Raw genomic sequence first — 3,698 nt, forward strand, 5'->3', positions numbered from 1 at the left:
CTCCATCCGCAACCGGCTGCTCACGCTGCCGGGCGACACGGACGTCCACACCGGACACGGCGAGGACACCACGATCGCCGCCGAACGCCCCAACGTCCCCGCTCCATAAGCACGTCCGCCTCCCCGCTCCCCGAGCGCGTTCACCCCCGCCACGACAACCCCCACCACGACAAGGAGGGGCATGTCCAGCACGCCCGAAACGAATCCCCGCGTGGTCATCGTGGGCGCCGGCATCGTCGGCTGTTCCCTCGCCGACGAGCTCACCGCCCGCGGCTGGACCGACGTCACCGTCCTCGAACAGGGACCGCTGCCCGCTCCCGGCGGCTCCACCTCGCACGCGCCCGGCCTGGTCTTCCAGACGAACCCGTCGAAGACCCTCACCGAGTTCGCCCGGTACACGGTCGAGAAGTTCAACTCCCTCGAAGTGGACGGGGTCCCCTGCTTCAACCCGGTCGGCGGACTGGAGCTGGCGACGACTCCCGAGCGGCTCGCCGAGCTGCACCGCAGAGCCGGATACGCCGCTTCCTGGGGCATCCGCGGCGAGATGGTGAGCGCGGCCCGGTGCAAGGAGCTCTGGCCCCTCATCGACGAGTCGGCCGTCCTCGGCGGCTTCCACACCCCCGACGACGGACTGGCCCGCGCGCTGCTCGCGTCCCGCGCCCAGCTGACCCGGGCCGAAAGCCGCGGCGCCCGCTTCCTGGACCGGCACACGGTCACCGGCATCGAGCAGGAGGACGGCAGGGTCACCGCCGTCGTCACCGACCGGGGCACGTTCCCCGCCGACCACGTGGTCTCGGCGGCGGGTTTCTGGGGTCCGGTCATCGGCCGCATGGCCGGTATCGACGTACCCCTGCAGCCGCTCGCCCACCAGTACGCGCGGACCAGGCCCCTCCCCGAACTGGCCGGGGCCACCGAAGAGGCATCGAAGCCCATCCTCCGCTTCCAGGACCGCGACCTCTACTTCCGCGAGCACACCGACCGCATCGGCATCGGCAGCTACGCGCACAAACCGCTCCCCGTCGACCCGTTCGCGGTCCTCGACTACGACGAGGCGTGCGCGAACGACATGGAGATGCCGTCCTCGTTCCCCTTCACCGAGGAGGACTGGGCGCCGAGCTGGGACGACTGCCGTCAACTGATGCCCGCGCTGCGCGAGGCGGAGATCGAGGAGGGCTTCAACGGCGTCTTCTCCTTCACGCCCGACGGCATGCCCGTCCTCGGCGAGTCCCGTGCGCTGCGCGGCTTCTGGCTGGCGGAGGCCGTGTGGGTCACCCACTCGGCCGGAGTCGCCAAGGCAGTGGCCGAGTGGATGGTCGACGGCCGACCGGAGACCGACGCCCACGAGTGCGACCTCACCCGCTTCGAGGACGCCCAGCGCTCCCCCTCGTACATCAGGGACCGGGGTTCGCAGCAGTTCGTCGAGGTGTACGACGTACTGCATCCGCTCCAGCCGATGGAGCAGCCGCGTCCGCTGCGGGTCAGCCCCTTCTACGCCCGCCAGCAGGAGCTGGGCGCGTACTTCCTGGAGGGCGGCGGCTGGGAGCGCCCGCACTGGTACGAGGCGAACGCCCCGCTCGTCGACGCCCTCGGCCCGCTCCCCGAGCGGGACGCCTGGTCGGCGCGCTACTGGTCGCCGATCGTGGCGGCCGAGGCGAGGGCGACCCGCGAGAAGGTCGCCCTCTACGACATGACCCCCCTGCGCCGCCTTGAGGTCACCGGCCCCGGAGCCCTCGACTTCCTGCACGGCATGACCACCAACAACCTCCGCAAGAAGCCCGGCGCGGTCACGTACACCCTGCTCCTGGACGAGACGGGCGGCATCCGCTCCGACCTCACCGTCGCGCGGCTCGGCCCCGACCGCTTCCAGGTGGGCGCCAACTCCCCGGCGGACCTCGACTGGTTGACCAGGCACGCCCCGGAGGGCGTCCACATCCGGGACATCACCTCCGGCACCTGCTGCATCGGCGTCTGGGGTCCGCTCGCCCGCGACCTCGTCCAGCCGCTGACCCGCGACGACTTCTCGCACGAGGGCTTCGGCTACTTCCGCGCGAAGGAGACGTATCTCGGCCACGTCCCGGTCACCGCCATGCGGCTGAGCTACGTCGGCGAGCTGGGCTGGGAGCTCTACACCTCCGCCGACCTGGGGCTCCGCCTCTGGGACACGCTCTGGGAGGCGGGCCGGGAACACGGTGTGATCGCCGCCGGGCGCTCCGCCTTCAACAGCCTGCGGCTGGAGAAGGGGTACCGCGCCTGGGGTGCCGACATGACCGACGAGCACGACCCGTACGAGGCGGGGGTCGGCTTCGCCGTCCGCCTGGACAAGGGGGACTTCACGGGGATGGCGGCGCTCGAAGCCCGGGGCGAGCCCCGGCGCCGGCTCACGCCGCTTCTCCTCGACGACCCGGCGTCCGTCGTCCTCGGCAAGGAGCCCGTGTACGTCGACGGCTCCCCCGCGGGCTACGTCACCAGCGCGTCGTACGGATACACGCTGGGCCGGTGCGTCGCCTACGCCTGGCTGCCCGTGCTCCCCACCGGGGCGAACGTGCACGTGGAGTACTTCGGCGAGAAGGTGCCCGCGACCGTGGCCGACGAGCCGCTCTTCGATCCGAAGATGACCCGCATCCGACGTTGATCGCAAGCTCTGGAGGTCCCCTGTGTCCCCTACCTACGACGTGATCGTCATCGGTCTCGGCGGTATGGGCAGTGCCGCCGCCCACCATCTGTCCGCGCGTGGTGTGCGTGTGCTCGGACTGGAGAAGTTCGGGCCGGTGCACAACCGCGGTTCCAGTCACGGCGGTTCGCGGATCACCCGGCAGTCCTACTTCGAGGACCCGGCGTACGTACCGCTCCTGCTGCGCGCCTACGAACTGTACGAAGACGTGGAGCGGGCCACCGGCCGGGACATCGCGACGCTGTGCGGCGGCGTGATGGTCGGGCCACCCGACTCGCTGACCGTCTCCGGTTCGCTGCGCTCGGCCAAGCAGTGGGACCTGCCCCACGAGATGCTGGACGCGGCCGAGATCCGCCGCCGCTTCCCGACGCTCAACCCGAAGGACGACGAGGTCGCGCTCTACGAGAAGAAGGCCGGCCTCGTCCGCCCCGAGAACATGGTCGCGGCCCATCTCCAGCTCGCCACCCGGCAGGGCGCCGACCTGCACTTCGACGAGCCGATGACCCGCTGGGAGCCGTACCGGGACGGGGTTCGCGTCCACACGGCCGAGAACACGTACACCGCGAGCCAGTTGGTGATCTGCCCGGGCGCGTGGGCGCCGCAGCTGCTCACCGACCTCGGGGTGCCGTTCAGCATCGAGCGGCAGGTCATGTACTGGTTCCAGCCGAAGGGCGGGGTCCGGCCGTTCCTGCCGGAGAACCATCCGATCTACATCTGGGAGGACGCGGACAACGTCCAGGTCTACGGCTTCCCCTCCATCGACGGGCCGGAGCTGGGCGCCAAGGTCGCCTTCTTCCGCAAGGGCGTCGAGTGCACCCCGGAGAACATCGACCGGACGGTCCACGAGGACGAGATCGGGGCGATGGCGGACCACATGTCCCGCTGCATCCCTGACCTGCCCGGCACCTTCCTCAAGGCCGCCACCTGCATGTACTCCAACACCCCGGACGAGCACTTCGTCCTCGCCCGGCATCCCGCGCACCCGGAGTCCGTGACCGTGGCCTGCGGGTTCTCCGGGCACGGCTTC

2 protein-coding genes are annotated in these 3,698 nt (G+C 70.7%); both read left to right on the plus strand.

Annotation, left to right across the window (positions count from 1 at the left end; all coding sequences use genetic code 11):
• Window positions 1-181 precede the first annotated feature (181 nt).
• Window positions 182-2,632, plus strand: coding sequence for a GcvT family protein (locus tag AOK17_RS37630; RefSeq protein WP_055617101.1), 2,451 nt, complete (start codon window positions 182-184; stop codon window positions 2,630-2,632).
• A 22-nt stretch (window positions 2,633-2,654) separates the two neighbouring features.
• A partial coding sequence (solA, locus tag AOK17_RS37635) for an N-methyl-L-tryptophan oxidase (RefSeq protein WP_055617102.1) occupies window positions 2,655-3,698 on the plus strand: 1,044 nt, incomplete at its 3' end.

Origin of the sequence: Streptomyces phaeochromogenes, assembly GCF_001418655.1 — a bacterium.
GTDB lineage: Bacteria > Actinomycetota > Actinomycetes > Streptomycetales > Streptomycetaceae > Streptomyces > Streptomyces phaeochromogenes.